Origin of the sequence: Comamonas sp. UBA7528 (assembly GCF_002479375.1) — a bacterium.
Taxonomy (GTDB): domain Bacteria; phylum Pseudomonadota; class Gammaproteobacteria; order Burkholderiales; family Burkholderiaceae_C; genus Comamonas.
The window spans coordinates 94,308-108,351 of record NZ_DLMU01000005.1; the positions used below are offsets into that span (position 1 = coordinate 94,308).

Genomic DNA, 14,044 nt, shown 5'->3' on the forward strand with positions numbered 1-14,044 from the left:
GAACGATTTTAATGATGTAATTTCCCTTATGACGTCCAAGTTTCGCCATGTAGCCCTGATCGGAAAGTACCGTGTCGCTTCCCCCACGGGCCTTCCCCAGGACAGCCCGCGCCAGGCCCTGGAAGATATTGCAGCTTTTCTGACCACCCAGGGCTGTGAAGTGATTGTGGAAGCCGAGACCGCCTTGCACATGGGTCTGCCCGCACAGTACCGCAGTCTGGATGTGGACGCCCTGGGGCAAGCCTGCGATCTGGCCCTGGTCATGGGCGGCGACGGCACCATGCTGGGCGTCAGCCGCCACCTGTCACGCTACGGCACGCCGCTGATCGGCATCAACCAAGGGCGCCTGGGCTTTGTCACCGACATCCCGCTGGATGAGAACTTCCAGCCCACGCTGCAAGCCATGCTGGAAGGCTGCTACGAAGAAGACAGCCGCCCGCTGATCGAAGCCCGCGTGATGCGGGGCGATGAATGCGTGTTCGAGGCCCTGGCCATGAACGATGTGGTCGTCAACCGGGGCAGCACCTCGGGCATGGTGGAGTTGCGGGTGGAGGTGGATGGCCGTTTCGTCTCCAACCAACGTGCCGACGGCCTGATCGTGGCCACACCTACCGGCTCGACCGCCTATGCGCTGTCGGTGGGCGGTCCGCTGCTGCATCCGTCCGTGGGCGCCTGGGTGATGGCCCCCATTGCCCCCCACACCCTGTCCAACCGCCCCATCGTGCTGCCCGACCAGGGCGAAGTCATGATCGAGGTGGTGGGCGGACGCGACATCAGCGCCAATTTCGATATGCAGTCGCTGGCCTCGCTGCGCCACGGAGACCGCATCTATGTGCGCCGTGCGCTCCATGGCATCCGTTTTCTGCATCCCCTGGGCTGGAACTACTACGCCACGCTGCGCAAGAAACTGGGCTGGAACGAAGGGGGCACCTGAGCCATGGCCCTCAAACGCATTGCACTGCGCGACTTTGTCATCGTGCAGGCGCTGGACCTGGACCTGCACGCCGGCTTCACGGTGCTGACGGGCGAAACCGGCGCCGGCAAATCCATTCTGATCGACGCTCTGCAGCTGGTGCTGGGCAGCCGTGCCGATGTCGGCGTGGTGCGCGAAGGCACGCCCCAGGCCGATATCACCGCCGAATTCGACTGCCCGCCCCACCTGTCCCAGTGGCTGGACGAAGGCGGCTTTGCCCAGGAAGACAGCCTGCTGCTGCGCCGCGTGATCGATGCCCAGGGCCGCAGCCGCGCCTGGATCAACGGCGCACCGGCCACAGCCACCCAGTTGCGCCACCTGGGCGATGCGCTGCTGGACATCCACGGCCAGCACGCCTGGCAAAGCCTAACCCGGCCCGAAGCCGTGCGCGAGCTGCTGGATGCCTACGCCGGCGTGGACGCCCAATCGCTGCGCGCCCACTGGGCCGCCTGGCGTGCCGCGCACAAGAACCTGGAACATGCTCTGGCCGCCCAGGACACGCTGCAGCGCGAACGTGAACGCCTGCAGTGGCAGATTGGCGAGCTGGACAAACTCAGCCCCGGCACCGATGAATGGGAAGAGCTGAACACCCAGCACACCCGTCTGTCCCACGCTCAGAGCCTGCTGGAAACCGCTCTGGGCACACTGCATCTGCTGGAAGACGATGAAACCGGCATCACCAGCCCGCTGACCCGCGCCCACAGCACGCTCCAGCACCAGGAACACCTGGAGCCCGAATTCCTGGCGATTGCCGATGTGCTGGCTTCCAGCCTGGCCCAGGTCAACGATGCCCGCCACAGCCTGCACAGCTATCTGCGCCGCACCGAGCTGGACCCCGAACGCCTGGCAGAACTGGACAGTCGCCTGACGCTGTGGATGCAGCTGGCGCGCCGCTACAAGCGCACGCCGCAAGAGCTGCCCGGTCTGCTGCAATCCTGGCGCGACGAACTGCGCCAGCTGGATGCCGTGGTCGATGTGGGCCGGCTGCGCCAGCTGGAACAGCAGGCACACGAGGCCTACCAGGCCGCCGCACGCGCCCTGTCGCTGCAGCGCGCCAAGGCCGCACCCAAGCTCTCGCGCGCCATCACCCAGGCCATGCAGGGCCTGGGCATGCAGGGCGGCAAATTCGCCGTGCAGTTGGACAAGCTGGAAGAACCCACACCCAGCGGCCTGGATGGCGTGCAGTTTCTGGTGGCCGGTCACCCGGGCGCCACACCGCGCCCGATTGGCAAAGTGGCTTCGGGCGGCGAGCTGTCCCGGCTGTCGCTGGCGATTGCCGTCACCACCAGCCAGCTGGGCCAGGCCGGCACCCTGATTTTTGACGAGGTGGACTCCGGCGTAGGCGGCGCCGTGGCCGAGACCGTGGGCAAGCTGATGCGCGCCCTGGGCCGCGACCGCCAGGTGCTGGCCGTCACCCACCTGCCCCAGGTCGCCGCCTGCGCCGACCAGCACTATGTGGTCAGCAAGCGGCGCGACAAGAGCGCCACCACCAGCTCGGTCACCCCCGTGCAGCAGCAGGCCCGGGTGCAGGAAGTGGCCCGCATGCTCGGCGGCGAGCGCCTGTCCGACACCACGCTGGCACATGCCCGGGAAATGCTGGCCCAGGCCCATGTGGGCTGATCGCCTATAGTGGAGCGCTGTAAGGAGACGTATCGCGCTATGGCCCTGGAAGTTGTACTCATCACCGGCATGTCCGGCTCCGGAAAGTCCGTTGCCCTGCACGCACTGGAAGATGCGGGCTATTACTGCGTGGACAACCTCCCGCCCGAGCTGCTGGGCCCGCTGACCCAGCTGGAGCCCAGCCGTTATGGGCACAAGGTGGCCGTGGCCATGGACGCGCGCAGCCCCAAGGGCCTGCCGTTGCTGCCCGAGCAACTGACCGCCCTCAAGGCGCGTGGTGCCGTGGTGCATTCCATCTTTCTGGACGCCTCCACCGGCACGCTGGTGCGCCGCTTTTCCGAAACCCGCCGCCGCCACCCGCTCTCGCGCCAGGACACGGACGGCGCACGCCTGGCCCTGGTGCAAACCATCGAGGACGAACGCGAACTGCTGGGCCCGCTGCGCGAGAGCGCGCACGTGATCGACACCAGCAATCTGCGCTCCGCCCAGCTGCAAAGCTATGTGAAGAGCCTGATCTCGGTCCCGCCAGGGCAGATGACGCTGGTGTTCCAGTCCTTTGGCTTCAAGCACGGCCTGCCGGTGGATGCCGACTATGTGTTTGACGTCCGCATGCTGCCCAACCCCTACTATGAGCAGGAGCTGCGCCCCCTGACCGGCATGGACCAGCCGGTGATGGACTATCTGCGCCAGTCACCCGATGTGCAGCGCATGCAGGCCCACATCATCCAGTTTCTGGACCACTGGTTGGACATGCTGAACCAGAACCACCGCAGCTATGTGACGGTGGCCATTGGCTGCACCGGCGGCCAGCACCGCTCGGTCTATCTGGTGGAGCAACTGGCCAACCATTACCTGGGCCAGTGGACCACCTTGCGCCGCCACCGCGAAATGGACCAGCGCCGCCATTGAGAATGGGCACAGCAGGTGGCGTGCAGCGGCCTGCACGCCACCCACCGTACACCGCTCCGGCTCGGCTTATTCCAGGCTTTCCAGCAAGCGCCGCACCGGCGCCGGCAACCCCAGGCCGGGCCACGCCCGCGGGCTGAACCACGCGCCCCCCGCAGCCCAGTCACCGGCCACCGCAGGGCGATCCCCTTCCAGCTGTACCACCACCGGGTGCAAGAAGAGATCGCGGTGGGTCAGCACATGCAGCACAGCTGGCAAATCCTGGCGGGACTGCACGGCTCCCAGTCCGGCGACGGCCGCATCCACGCCGTCCACGGCAGCCTCCCAGGCAGGCTGTGCATACAGACCGGCCCAGATACCGCTGGACGGGCGGCGCTGCAGCCAGGTGTGGCCTGCGGCATCCCGCAACACCAGCAACCACCAGGCCTGCGTGCTGCGCTTGGTCTTGCGCGTCTTGACCGGGTAATCCTGCGGATTGCCCTGGGCGGCAGCCTGGCACAGCACCTGCACGGGGCAGATCAGGCAGTTGGGGCTGCGCGGCAGGCAGACGGTGGCCCCCAGGTCCATCAGGCCCTGGGTATAGCGCGGCATCTGCACCTGCAGGTCGTCAGTGGGCAGCAGGTCTTCGGCCAAGGCCCACAGGGTTTTCTCGTTCCGGGATACCGACAGGTCGTCGCCAAACGCCAGCACCCGGGTCAGCACCCGTTTGACGTTGGCATCCAGAATCGCGGCCCGCTCTCCAAAGCAGAAGCCCGAGATGGCGGCGGCCGTTGACCGTCCAATGCCCGGCAGCGTGGCCAGTTGCACCGCGGTGCGCGGAAATTGCCCGCCAAAGTCGCGTACCACGGCCTGGGCGCATTTGTGCAGATTGCGCGCCCGGCTGTAATAGCCCAGGCCGCTCCACAGCGCCAGCACCGCATCCTCATGCGCAGCCGCCAGGCTGGCCACATCGGGAAACTGCTGCAAGAACCGGTCGTAGTAGCCCAGCACCGTGGTGACTTGGGTCTGCTGCAGCATGATTTCGGACAGCCACACGCGGTAGGGGTCGCGGGTCTGCTGCCAGGGAAGGTGGTTGCGGCCATGGCTGGCCTGCCACTGCACCACAGCGGAGGCAAGGGACAAAGAAGAAGTGGTCACGCGTGGGAAAGTAGGTGTGTGGGCTGGCAGCGTTCCGGCACAGACCCGGTGCTGCTGCATGGCCCATATTCATGGCTCCAGCTGCTCAGCACCATCTCACCAGCGGCTTCGCCCGCTGGGGAAGGCATCACCTCGCACCTGACAGGTGCAAGGACACTGGCGCTACGCTGACAGCGGGAGCCATTGTGCGGCAAGCGCTGCACGGCTGCTGCGGCTGGCCCATTCGGGCCGCAAAGCCCCGCTTGGCGATCGGCCACCGGCTAGCAGCTACCGGCCAAGGCTACTTCTGGCAGTGCGCGCAGAAGTAGGTGCTGCGCTGGCCCTGGCGCAGCATGCGGATCGGGCGGCCACAGCCCACGCAAGGCTGGCCCTCGCGCCCATAGACCTTGGCCTGCAGCTGGAAGTGGCCCGGCATGCCGTCGGCACTGGAAAAGTCCCGCAAGGTCGTCCCCCCCTGGGCCACGGCCAGTGCCAGCACTTCGCGGATGCCGTCAAACAGGCGCCGCACCTTGCGCGGGCCGACCTCCCTGGCCGGCAACTGGGGGTCGATGCGCGCCAGAAACAGTACTTCCGAAGCATAGATATTGCCCACCCCCACCACCAGCTTGCCCCCTAGCAGCAGCTGCTTGATCGGCGTGCGGCTGGCCTGTAGCCCGGCGGCAAAGCGCTCGAGGCGGAAGGACGCCGGGTCCAGCGGCTCCATGCCCAGGCCATCCAGCAGCTTGTGCGCCAGCGGGTCTTCCTCGCCGGTCACATGCACCACGGCGCCAAAGCGGCGCGGGTCGTGCAGCCGCAGCATGCCTTGGTCGGTCTGCATGTCAAAGTGGTCGTGCACGCCGGCAGCCCCCTGCTCTGGCGCAAAACGCAGGCTGCCCGACATGCCCAGGTGCAGCAGCAGCATGCCCGCGTCCAGATCCACCAACAGATACTTGCCGCGGCGACGCACCTCCTGCACCACGCGCCCGGCCAGTGCCTGGGGTTCCACGCCCAAAGGCCAGCGCAAAGGCTTGCCCATGCGCACGCTCTGAACCCGCGCCCCGACGATGGCATCGCGAAAGCTGCGGCGTGTGACTTCAACCTCGGGCAATTCAGGCATGGGCAGATAGAGACAAAGGGGTGTTGGCTTGGATTATTATGGGTTGATGCAGCTTCACTTCCGCCCTCTGCACTTGCCCCTCGCCCTTGCCTTGCTTCTGGGGTCGCACGCCGTGCTTGCCCAGGGCCGGCCAGCGACGCCCAAGGCAGCCGCCGCCCCCTCCGCAGCCCAGCCCGAAACCAGTGCCGAAGAGCTGTCGGCCGAGCTGTTCTACGAAATTCTGGTGGGCGAAATGGCCGCAGGCCAGGGCGACATGGTCAATGCCATGGCCCTGATGCTGGAAGCGGCGCGCCAATCGGGCAGCGAACAGCTGTACCGCCGCGCCACCGAGCTGGGCCTGCAGTCGCGCTCCGGTGACCGTGCACTGTCGGCCGCGCAGGAATGGAAGCACGCCTTTCCCCAGTCACGCGACGCCAACCGCTATGTGCTGCAACTGCTGCTGGCACTGAACCGTGTCTCCGAAAGCCTGCAGCCGCTGCAGCAGGAAATCGCCTTCACCCCGGCCGCCTCCAAACCGGCCTCCTTTCTGGCCATTGCCCAGCTGTACAGCCGGGTTTCGGACAAGTCCCTGGCCGCAGCCGTGGTGGAGCAGGCACTGGCCAAGGAACTGCGCAAGCCCGACACCGGACCGGCCGCCTGGGCCACAGTCGGCCACCTGCGCATCGTCGCCGGGCAAAAGGAACTGGCACTGGACGCCGCGCGCAAGTCGCACGCCATGGCCCCGGACAACGGCGCCGCCGCCCTGCTGGCCCTGGAGCTGATGGAAGCCGACATGCCCGAAGCCGAGCCGCTGGTGCAGGGCTATCTGAAGCATTCGCCTTCCGCCACCATCCGCATGGCCTACGCCCGGGTGCTGATGGGTTATGAACGCAATGCCCAGGCACGGGAGCAGCTGGAGATCATTACCAACGAAAATCCCGAGTTTGCCGATGCCTGGCTGGCCCTGGCCGGCCTGCAATTCCAGAACGGCGAACCGGAAGCGGCCCAGCGTTCGCTGGACCAGTTCATCCCGCTGGCCGAGAAAGTGCCCGACGACAGCACCCGCCAGGCCGTGCTGACCCAGGCCTATCTGATGCACGCCAGCATCGCGCTGCAGCAGCGCAATGACAAGGCCGCCAGCCAGTGGCTGGACAAGATCGAGGACGGCCATGCCATCCTGAATGTGCAAAGCCTGCGCGCCACCATCCTGGCGCGCCAGGGCCAGCTGCCCCAGGCACGTGCGCTGATCCGCGCCGTGCCCACGCGCTCGCCCGCCCAGGAAAAGCTCAAGCGCCGCGCCGAAATCCAGCTGCTGCGCGATGCCGGTGCGCCGCAAGAGGCCTACCTGCTGCAGCGCACCCTGCTGGACCAGTCGCCGGAAGACAACGACATTGCCTATGACACGGCCATCCTGGCCGACAAGGCCGGCAAGTACGACACCGCCGAGGCACTGCTGCGCGGCGTCATCGAACGCCAGCCCACCCACCACCATGCTTACAACGCGCTGGGCTACTCCCTCGCGGAACGCGGCATCCGCCTGGATGAAGCCAGGACCCTGATCCAGAAGGCGCTGGACCTGGCGCCGAATGACCCCTTCATCCTGGACAGCCTGGGGTGGGTGGAATTCCAGCAAGGCCGCAAGACCGAAGCGCTGGCGATCCTGGAAAAGGCATACGGCTTGCGCAACGATGTGGACATCGCCGCCCACCTGGGCGAAGTGCTGTGGCAGCTGGGCGACAAGACCCGTGCCCGCACCATCTGGCAGCAGGCGCTGGCGCGCGATCCGCAGAACGACACGCTGCGGGCCACCCTCAAGCGCCTGGGAGTGCGTCCGTGACGCAAGCGGTTTCCCGCAGGGTGCTGCTGTTGGCAGGTCTCAGCGCCACCGGCTGGCTGGCTGCCTGCAGCACACCGCCCCGCAGCGCGGCGGAGGCCGGCAACCAGTTCTGGAGCGGCCGCATGGCCTTGCAACTGCAGGACGACACCGCACTGAACAGCAACGGCCCGCAGTCCTTCAGCGCCTCGTTCGAGCTGCGCGGTTCGCCCCAGGCCGGCAGCCTGCAGCTGTTCACCCCGCTGGGCTCCAGTGTGGCCCTGATCAGCTGGCAACCCGGCAGCGCCTTGCTGCAGCAGGGCACGACACAACGCACCTCCGCATCGCTGGATGAACTGGTGCGGGACACCCTGGGCACCCAGATTCCCGTTCCCGCCCTGTTTGCCTGGCTGCAAGGCCAGAACCAGGCGGTGGATGGCTGGAGCGTGGACCTGGAACGCTATGCCGATGGCCGCATTGCCGCCACGCGCCACAGCCCCACACCGGCCGCCAGCCTGCGCCTGATCCTGGACCGCTGAGACCGCACGGCCTCACCCATCCTTTTTCCTACTCTCGGATTCCCATGCACTCGCTCTACGATGTGCCCGCACCGGCCAAGCTCAACCTGTTTCTGCACATCACCGGACGCAGGGCCGACGGCTACCACCTGCTGCAATCGGTCTTCATGCTCATCGACTGGCAGGACCGGCTGCATTTTGAGAAAACCAGCGACGGCGCCATCACGCGCCAGGATCTGAACGCCGATGCCCCGGCGCTGCCAGCGGACGACCTGATCGTGCGTGCCGCACGGGCCTTGCAAGCGGCCACGGGCTGCACACAAGGCGCCCGCATCGCGCTGGACAAGCACATCCCGTCACAGGCCGGCATGGGCGGCGGCTCGTCCGACGCCGCCAGCACCCTGATCGCGCTCAACCGCCTGTGGAATCTGGGGCTGAACCGCGCCGCCCTGGCGCGCATCGGCCTGCAACTGGGCGCCGATGTCCCGTTCTTCATTGGCGGAGACAATGCCTGGGTGCAGGGCATCGGCGAGCACATCACCCCGCTGGCGCCCACCCATCCTCTGCCTGCCGCCCGCTTTGTCGTGGTCAAACCGGCCGCCGGTTTGGACACCAAGGGGATTTTTACCTCGCCTTCGCTGCAGCGCGATACAAACAATGCTACAATCGAAGACTTTGCTGCAAATCACTTTGACTTTGGTCACAACGACTTGCAGCCTGTTGCAGAGGCTTTGTGCCCCGATGTGAAAAAAGTCAGAAATTGGCTCGAATCGCGCGGTTTACAGGCTAGAATGACGGGCTCAGGAAGTGCAGTGTTTGCGCAAATAAAGCAAGCGGATTTTCCAATTGCAGAGCAATGCAGCTGGACAATCCGAATTTGCGAGAATCTGCCGCGCCATCCACTGAAAGAGTGGGTAGCAGATTAAAGAACTACCGGTTTGCTGCAACAGCAGCAGGCCAGTGTAGGGGAGTCGCCAAGTTGGTTAAGGCACCGGATTTTGATTCCGGCATGCGAAGGTTCGAATCCTTCTTCCCCTGCCAGATTTCTTTGCGTACAGGTAACCCCAATAACTGGGACGCACATGCACTCCAATCACTCTCAATTCAAGGTCTTCACCGGCAATGCCAACATTGCCATGGCAACGGAGATCGCTCAGCATCTCGGCACGACTCTGGGCGCTGCCGACGTTGGTCGTTTCTCTGACGGTGAAGTCACTGTCGAAATCAAGGAAAACGTTCGCACCCGTGACGTTTTCGTCGTGCAGCCGACCTGCGCTCCCACCAATGACAACCTGATGGAGTTGCTGGTGATGGTGGACGCACTCAAGCGTGCTTCCGCTGAGAGCATCTGCGCTGTCATCCCCTATTTCGGTTATGCCCGCCAGGACCGCCGCGTGCGCTCCACCCGTGTGGCCATCACCGCCAAGGTGGTTGCCAACATGCTGCAGGCTGCCGGCGTGTCGCGCGTGCTGACCATGGACCTGCACGCTGACCAGATCCAGGGCTTCTTCGACATCCCCGTGGACAACATCTACGCCTCGCCGGTGCTGCTGGGCGATCTGCGTCAGAAGAACTACGACGATCTGATCGTGGTCTCGCCCGACGTGGGCGGTGTGGTGCGTGCCCGTGCGCTGGCCAAGCAACTGGGTTGCGATCTGGCCATCATCGACAAGCGCCGTCCCAAGGCCAATGTGTCCGAAGTGATGCACGTCATCGGTGACATCGAAGGCCGCAACTGCGTGATCATGGACGACATGATCGACACCGCCGGTACGCTGGTGAAGGCAGCCGAAGTGCTCAAGCAGCGCGGCGCCAAGAAGGTGTATGCCTATTGCACGCACCCCATTTTCTCGGGCCCGGCCATCCAGCGCATCTCCGAAGGCGAAGCACTGGACGAAGTGGTGGTGACCAACACCATCCCGTTGAACGCCAACGCCCAGGCCTGCACCAAGATCCGTCAGCTCTCCGTGGCCCCCCTGTTCGCTGAAACCATTCAGCGTATCTCCTCGGGTGACTCGGTGAGCAGCCTGTTCCAGGACTAAGCCCCTTTCAAGTCCGAAACCCCACAGCCTCCCTCGCGGAGGCTGCGGTGTGTTCCGGGGCACCGCAAAGACAGGGACAGCAGGTGCTGCCCCATCTTTTTATTAACAGGGCGAGACTGGTCGCGGTCCGCCCCCTCTGGAGTTCATTATGAAATTCGCCGCAACTTCGCGCGCTTTGCAAGGTACGGGTGCGAGCCGCCGCCTGCGTAATTCGGGCAACACCCCCGGCATCATCTACGGTGGCGCTGCTGAAGCCCAACTGATCGAGCTGAACCACAACAACCTGTTCCACGCTCTGAAGAAGGAAGTTTTCCATTCTTCGATCCTGGACCTGGAAGTGGACGGCAAGGAAACCAAGGTCGTTCTGCGCGACGTGCAATTCCACCCCTACAAGCCCCTGGTGCTGCACGTGGACTTCCAACGCGTGGACGCCACCACCAAGGTGCACCTGAAGGTGCCCGTGCACCTGACCGGCCTGGAAGAGTCTCCCGCCGTCAAGGGCGAAAGCTGCACCGTGACCCAACTGATCCATGAACTGGACGTGGTGTGCATGCCTTCCGCTCTGCCCGAGTTCATCAACGTGGACCTGAGCGCCCTGACTTCCAAGTCGGTGGTGGGCCTGCAGTCCGTCAAGCTGCCTAACGGCGTGAAGGCTGTGGTGCGTGGTTCCAACAAGAACCCTGCCCTGATCTCCATCAAGCTGCCTGAAGTGGCTCCCGATGCCAGCGCCGCTGTCGCTGCTGCTCCTGCCGCTCCAGCCAAGAAGGGCAAGAAGTAATTCTTGTGCCTGGCACCGCATGGCCCGCCAGGGCCATGCCCCCCACATGGCCCACCCTGCGTGGGCCATTTGTTTTTGGGGAGCGCCCTGCGCGGGCGCGGCCCCACCGGGATAATCACCGCCATGATCAAACTGTTTGTGGGCCTGGGCAATCCAGGCCCGGAATACGAAGACACCCGCCACAACGCCGGCTTCTGGTGGATCGATGGACTGGCACGCGAACTGAAAGTGCAGCTCAACCCCGAGCGCAGCTACTGGGGCCTGATGGCCCGCGCCAATGTGCAGGGGCAGACCGTGTGGCTGCTGCAACCCCAGACCTTCATGAACCTGTCGGGCAAGTCGGTGGGCGCGCTGGCACGCTTTTTCAAGATTCAGCCCGAGGAAATCCTGGTCGTGCACGATGAGCTGGACTTCACGCCCGGCATCGTCAAGCTCAAAAAAGGCGGCAGCCACGGCGGCCACAACGGCCTGCGCGACATCCATGCCCAGCTGGGCAGCGACCAGTACTGGCGCCTGCGGGTGGGCATCGGCCACCCGGGCCACAAGGGCGAAGTCGCCAGCTGGGTGCTCAAGAAGCCGCCACAGGACCAGTGGAACCTGATCCACGACAGCATTGCCCACAGCCTGAAATCCTGGCCCCAGCTCGTGGCCGGCGACATGGACAAGGCCACGCTGCAGATCCACACCACCAAGGCGCCGCGCCCCAAGCCGGAGCGCAAGACCCCACCCGCGGCCACTGCCGAGTCCTGAGCAAAGCGGCCCATGCGCGCGGCATTGGCGCGGGCATAGGCTTGGGCCGTTCGTGGGTTTGTGGGGTACTCAATCCCTGCCGGCAGTTCCACCCGCCCCGCCAAGGGGCAAGGCCATGGTCAATGCGCGGCCGACCCGGCCTCCGCTTGCAGCCGCAGGTATTTCTGCATCAGCGTCTCCCGGCTTTCCACATGCTCCGGGTTCACCGGAATGCACGACACCGGGCAGACCTGCATGCACTGGGGTTCGTCAAAGTGCCCCACGCACTCGGTGCACTTGTGCGGATGGATCTCATAGATGTGCTCGCCCATGTAAATGGCATCGTTGGGGCACTCGGGTTCGCACACATCGCAGTTGATGCACTCGTCCGTGATCATCAGCGCCATAGCTTCACTCCCGGGAACAACACACAAATAGGGCACATGGCACCTATTATCGGTGTCCGCCAAGCACCTGACCGGTGTGCGGGCAAGCCCCTGCAGCCGAGTTGCCACCGGGAGCGAAGATTTCCCGTTAAGCTTGGCCCCTCACGCACACCCGGCGCGCACCACACGCTATTGCTTTATGAGCATTTTCCTTGCCAAACGACTGCTGACCCTGGTCGCCACCCTGCTGGGGGCGTCCGTGGTGGTGTTCGGTGTGCTGGAAATCCTGCCCGGCAACGTGGCCCAGGTGCTGCTGGGCCCGGACGCAGACCCTGAAGCCGTGCATGCCATGGCCGAGCAGTTGGGTCTGAATCAGCCCGCCTGGCAGCGCTACACCGACTGGATCTCCGGCCTGTTCCAGGGCCAGATGGGCGACAGCTACACCTACGGCACACCCGTGCTGGAGCTGGTGCTGGAGCGCCTGTCCGTCACCATCCCGCTGGCGGTGATGGCCATGCTGCTGACCACGGTGCTGGCCCTGCTGGCCGGCGTCTATGCCGCATCGCACCACAACAAGCTGGGCGATGTGGGCACCATGGGCCTGGCGCAGATCGGCATCGCCATCCCGAATTTCTGGTTCGCCATCCTGCTGATCCTGTTGTTTTCGGTGAAGCTGCAGTGGTTTTCCGCCGGTGGCTTTCCAGGCTGGACCGAAGAGGCTGGCGGTGGCTGGTGGCCCGCCCTGCAGGCGCTGATCCTGCCCGCCGTGGCACTGGCCGTGGTGCAGGCCGCCATTCTGGCGCGCATCACCCGTTCGGCCGTGCTCGAAGTGCTGCGCGAAGACTTTGTGCGCACCGCCCGCGCCAAGGGCCTGAGCCAGCGTGCCGTGCTCTGGGGCCATGTGCTGCGCAATGCCATGATTCCCGTCATCACCGTGATGGGCCTGCAATTTGCCAATCTGCTGGCCGGCACCATCGTGGTGGAAAACGTGTTCTACCTGCCCGGTCTGGGCCGGCTGATCTTCCAGTCCATTGCCAACCGCGATCTGATCGTGGTGCGCAACTGCGTGATGCTGCTGGCCGCCATGGTGATTGTGGTGAATTTTGTGGTGGATCTGCTGTATGCCGTGATCGACCCCCGTGTGGAGGCGAGCGATGTCTGAACCCACGGCAACCTCCCCTATGGTTCCCCGCTCGACCCCGGCCACCGCATCAGCGGCCACTGCCTCCCCCGGCTTCTGGCAGCGCGCGCGCCGCCACCCCAGCTTTGTGGCAGGAGCGACGCTGACCGCCTTGCTGATCGCCTGCGCGCTGCTGTCCTTTGTCTGGACACCCTGGGATCCGTACGTCATGGACCTGGACACCAAGCTGCAGGCACCCGACGCCGGGCATTGGCTGGGTACGGATGCCTACGGCCGCGACGTGGCTTCGCTGCTGCTGGTGGGTGCGCGCAATTCCATCTGGGTGGGCGTGATTGCCGTGGGCATCGGCCTGACCATCGGCACACTGCTGGGCCTGCTGGCCTCGGCCCGCCGTGGCTGGACGGAAGAAGCCATCATGCGGCTGTCGGACTTCACCTTTGCCTTTCCCGCCATCCTGTCGGCCATCATGCTGACGGCCGTGTTCGGCGCGGGCATTGTCAACTCCATCGTCGCCATCGGCATCTTCAACATCCCCACTTTCGCGCGCATCACCCGCGCCTCGGCCAATGCCGTGTGGGCCCGTGAATATGTGCTGGCCGCCCGCGCCTGTGGCAAGAACCGCTGGCAGATCACCCGCCAGCATGTGCTGCCCAACATCCTGTCCGTGCTGGTGGTGCAGGCCACCATCCAGTTCGCCATTGCCATCCTGGCCGAAGCCGCCCTGTCCTATCTGGGGCTGGGCACGCAGCCGCCCATGCCGTCCTGGGGCCGCATGCTCAGCGAAGCGCAGACCCTGATGTTCCAGGCCCCGCTGCTGGCCGTGTTTCCCGGCGTTGCGATTGCGCTGTCGGTGCTGGGCCTGAATCTGCTGGGCGACGGTCTGCGCGACCTGCTGGACCCGCGCCTGCGACGTCGCTGAAGGAGCA

General features: G+C 65.2%; 14 protein-coding genes and 1 tRNA gene. 12 read left to right on the forward strand and 3 right to left on the reverse strand.

The genetic code is table 11. From position 1 onward, the window contains the following. Positions 1 to 28: 28 nt before the first annotated feature. Genes B3349_RS06280 through rapZ form a run of 3 tightly spaced genes read left to right on the forward strand, consistent with a single transcriptional unit; the run spans position 29 to position 3,502 of the window. Complete coding sequence (locus tag B3349_RS06280) at positions 29 to 934, forward strand: NAD kinase (RefSeq protein ID WP_066540658.1); 906 nt, start codon at positions 29 to 31, stop codon at positions 932 to 934. A 3-nt stretch (positions 935 to 937) separates the two neighbouring features. Beyond that, on the forward strand, positions 938 to 2,593 hold the full coding sequence (gene recN / locus B3349_RS06285) for a DNA repair protein RecN (protein WP_291587388.1): 1,656 nt from the start codon (positions 938 to 940) through the stop codon (positions 2,591 to 2,593). 39 nt (positions 2,594 to 2,632) lie between these two features. Further along, positions 2,633 to 3,502, forward strand: a complete 870-nt coding sequence (gene rapZ, locus B3349_RS06290; protein ID WP_066540654.1) for an RNase adapter RapZ — start codon at positions 2,633 to 2,635, stop codon at positions 3,500 to 3,502. Between the two features lie 66 nt (positions 3,503 to 3,568). On the opposite strand, the gene mutY is transcribed toward rapZ, so the two are convergent. Both mutY and mutM read right to left on the reverse strand, forming a co-directional pair. After that, positions 3,569 to 4,636, reverse strand: a complete 1,068-nt coding sequence (gene mutY / locus B3349_RS06295) for an A/G-specific adenine glycosylase (protein ID WP_291587389.1) — start codon at positions 4,634 to 4,636, stop codon at positions 3,569 to 3,571. 280 nt (positions 4,637 to 4,916) lie between these two features. Then, a complete protein-coding gene (mutM, locus tag B3349_RS06300; protein WP_291587390.1) occupies positions 4,917 to 5,732 on the reverse strand; it encodes a bifunctional DNA-formamidopyrimidine glycosylase/DNA-(apurinic or apyrimidinic site) lyase in 816 nt (271 codons plus the stop codon). Positions 5,733 to 5,805: 73 nt separating this feature from the next. Here mutM and B3349_RS06305 point away from each other — a divergent pair, with 73 nt between their 5' ends. From B3349_RS06305 to pth, 7 genes are all read left to right on the forward strand, one after another. Further along, on the forward strand, positions 5,806 to 7,548 hold the full coding sequence (locus B3349_RS06305; RefSeq protein WP_291587391.1) for a tetratricopeptide repeat protein: 1,743 nt from the start codon (positions 5,806 to 5,808) through the stop codon (positions 7,546 to 7,548). After that, a complete protein-coding gene (locus B3349_RS06310) occupies positions 7,545 to 8,063 on the forward strand; it encodes a lipoprotein insertase outer membrane protein LolB (protein WP_291587392.1) in 519 nt (172 codons plus the stop codon). The genes B3349_RS06305 and B3349_RS06310 overlap by 4 nt, the downstream gene beginning before the upstream one ends. Before the next feature lie 44 nt (positions 8,064 to 8,107). After that, on the forward strand, positions 8,108 to 8,968 hold the full coding sequence (gene ispE / locus B3349_RS06315; protein WP_291587393.1) for a 4-(cytidine 5'-diphospho)-2-C-methyl-D-erythritol kinase: 861 nt from the start codon (positions 8,108 to 8,110) through the stop codon (positions 8,966 to 8,968). A gap of 38 nt (positions 8,969 to 9,006) precedes the next feature. After that, positions 9,007 to 9,083 (forward strand) — tRNA-Gln (locus B3349_RS06320). Between the two features lie 41 nt (positions 9,084 to 9,124). Next, on the forward strand, positions 9,125 to 10,084 hold the full coding sequence (locus B3349_RS06325) for a ribose-phosphate pyrophosphokinase (RefSeq protein ID WP_066540638.1): 960 nt from the start codon (positions 9,125 to 9,127) through the stop codon (positions 10,082 to 10,084). A gap of 148 nt (positions 10,085 to 10,232) precedes the next feature. Further along, the gene (locus tag B3349_RS06330; RefSeq protein WP_291587394.1) at positions 10,233 to 10,862 is read left to right on the forward strand and encodes a 50S ribosomal protein L25/general stress protein Ctc; all 630 of its coding nucleotides are present in this window, start codon (positions 10,233 to 10,235) and stop codon (positions 10,860 to 10,862) included. Positions 10,863 to 10,985: 123 nt separating this feature from the next. Beyond that, complete coding sequence (pth, locus tag B3349_RS06335) at positions 10,986 to 11,612, forward strand: aminoacyl-tRNA hydrolase (RefSeq protein ID WP_291587395.1); 627 nt, start codon at positions 10,986 to 10,988, stop codon at positions 11,610 to 11,612. Between the two features lie 119 nt (positions 11,613 to 11,731). Here the strand turns inward: pth and B3349_RS06340 are convergent, their stop codons facing one another. Then, positions 11,732 to 11,998 (reverse strand): YfhL family 4Fe-4S dicluster ferredoxin, encoded by a 267-nt coding sequence (locus tag B3349_RS06340; RefSeq protein ID WP_066540635.1) that lies wholly within the window; start codon positions 11,996 to 11,998, stop codon positions 11,732 to 11,734. 178 nt (positions 11,999 to 12,176) lie between these two features. Here B3349_RS06340 and B3349_RS06345 point away from each other — a divergent pair, with 178 nt between their 5' ends. Both B3349_RS06345 and B3349_RS06350 read left to right on the forward strand, forming a co-directional pair. Next, positions 12,177 to 13,139, forward strand: coding sequence for an ABC transporter permease (locus B3349_RS06345; protein ID WP_291587396.1), 963 nt, complete (start codon positions 12,177 to 12,179; stop codon positions 13,137 to 13,139). Between the two features lie 19 nt (positions 13,140 to 13,158). Beyond that, the gene (locus B3349_RS06350; protein WP_291587397.1) at positions 13,159 to 14,037 is read left to right on the forward strand and encodes an ABC transporter permease; all 879 of its coding nucleotides are present in this window, start codon (positions 13,159 to 13,161) and stop codon (positions 14,035 to 14,037) included. The last annotated feature ends 7 nt before the right edge of the window (positions 14,038 to 14,044 follow it).